Source organism: Streptomyces sp. NPDC054847, from assembly GCF_053610925.1.
In genome coordinates this window covers 5374-6715 of record NZ_JBSGZJ010000387.1, presented here as the reverse complement: position 1 = coordinate 6715, position 1342 = coordinate 5374, and the positions used below count along the sequence as shown (strand labels likewise).

General features: G+C 66.2%; 1 protein-coding gene and 1 pseudogene. One reads left to right on the top strand and one right to left on the bottom strand.

Features of this window, described 5'->3' with window-relative positions; translation table 11 throughout:
- Positions 1-50: 50 nt before the first annotated feature.
- Positions 51-245 (bottom strand): hypothetical protein, encoded by a 195-nt coding sequence (locus ACWGH4_RS28015; RefSeq protein ID WP_453465843.1) that lies wholly within the window; start codon positions 243-245, stop codon positions 51-53.
- A 333-nt stretch (positions 246-578) separates the two neighbouring features.
- Between ACWGH4_RS28015 and ACWGH4_RS28010 the strand changes: the two are divergent.
- A pseudogene (locus ACWGH4_RS28010) lies at positions 579-1342 on the top strand (hypothetical protein); the annotation flags it as partial.

The window sequence follows — 1342 nt, the reverse complement described above, 5'->3', positions numbered from 1 at the left end:
GGGCCGGCGCGGGCGGTGCCGGCCGGCCCTGCTCCTTCCGCGGCAAGCCGTCACCGCTCGTGGCGTTCACCCTTCGGGCCCCGGCCCCGCTCGGTGCGCGGACCGCGGGACCGGTACTCCGGATCCTGCTGGAGAGTGGCGTTGGCGTCCTCGTTGGCCTCCTGGTCGGAGACGCCCTGACTCTCGGCGTCCTTCCTCAGACGGGCACGCCGCTCGTCGTACTTCTTGCTGCCTGGCTCGGGCATCGCAGTCACCTCCTCCCCGCCGAGTACCCCCTGATCAGTGGGTATGCGTCCCCGAGCGCAAACCGCGGACGGAGCCGACCGTCGCCGCGGACCTGCCTGAGCCGTTGCGAACGCCTGTCCGCGGGACCTCCCCCGCCCCGCGGTAAGGACAGCCGCACGCCGCGGGCGTCCGCGCGCCCGGCTCATAGAACTGAATGAGGGACACCCGTACCCGCAAGCACCAACCCGAGTGGTGAGGACGACGCATCGCCTTGACGGTTGTGCATGTCGCCGCTGTGGACCGACGAGCCGACGGAATGTCAGCTGACGCAGCCGCGACGAAAGGACCTCGCAATGCGCTCTGCCCGCATTCTCATTGCCTCGGCCACAGCTACGGCCGCTCTCGCCATCGCCGGGCCCGGGGCCTACGCCCTGGCCGTCGCCGACTCGGACAAGGACGACTCGTCCTACAGCAGCGAGCACAACTGGAAGTCCGACAAGGACGAGGACAAGGACAAGTCCGAGGACAAGGACTACGACAAGGGCGACAAGGACTACGACAAGGGCGACAAGGACTACGACAAGGACGACAAGGACGACAAGGACGACAAGGACTACGACAAGGACGACAAGGACGACAAGGACTACGACAACGGCGACAAGCCGCACGGTGGCGTGCACACCGGCGGCGGTGCCCTCGCCTCGGTCGGCAGCGACGAGTGGGACAAGGACGAGCACAAGTCCGAGGACAAGGACGAGGACAAGTACAAGTCCGAGGACAAGGACGAGGACAAGTACAAGTCCGAGGACAAGGACAAGGACGAGCACAAGGACAAGGACCACGACAAGGGCGACAAGGACTACGACAAGGGCGACAAGCCGCGCGGTGGCATGCACACCGGCGGCGGCGCCCTCGCCTCTGTCGGGAACGACCACTGGGACGAGGACAAGGACAAGGACGAGGACAAGTACAAGGACGAGGACAAGGGCGACAAGGACTACGACAAGGACGACAAGGACGACAAGGACAAGGACAAGGACTACGACAAGGGTGACAAGCCGCACGGTGGTGTGCACACCGGCGGTGGCGCCCTCGCGACCCTCACCAACGACGAGTG

Excerpts from the sequence above, each read along its gene's own strand:
- ACWGH4_RS28015 (WP_453465843.1), bottom strand. The coding sequence starts at position 245 with ATGCCCGAGCCAGGCAGCAAGAAGTACGACGAGCGGCGTGCCCGTCTG.